The 348-nt window shown below is 75.6% G+C and carries 1 protein-coding gene; it reads left to right on the top strand.

Annotated features, from left to right (window positions below):
- Positions 1-348: hypothetical protein (locus KI686_RS15980; protein WP_237590323.1), on the top strand; the 348-nt coding region annotated here is incomplete at both ends.

The raw sequence follows: 348 nt of genomic DNA, 5'->3' as shown, positions 1-348 counted from the left end.
GACACCGTGTGGTTCGCGTGCCTGGCGGCGGTCGTGATGCTCGCGGCCGCGGTCTGGTCGTGCACCCTGCCGCTCGGCGTGGAGGGCGACCACGACCACACTCACGGAGCCTCCGGCTCGGATGCTGCGGCGCACCGCCGCCGGACGCTGCAGACGGCGGGCGTGGTGGCCGGCGGCATCGTGTCCTCGGCGGTCGTGCTCGCCGCGCTGCTCCTGCCGCCGGCATCCCTCTCCGCCCAGCTCGCGGTGTCGCGGGCGGGGGAGAACCCGGTGCTCTTCGCGGGCGCGGATGACGTGACGCTGGGCGTCGCCGACACCACGACGTTCGGCGTCGGCGACTGGGCGAGC

Origin of the sequence: Polaribacter sargassicola (assembly GCF_021991835.1) — a bacterium.
Lineage (GTDB): Bacteria > Bacteroidota > Bacteroidia > Flavobacteriales > Flavobacteriaceae > Polaribacter > Polaribacter sargassicola.
Note: the sequence above shows the minus strand (reverse complement) of the source record. Positions and strands in the feature narration are given on the sequence as shown.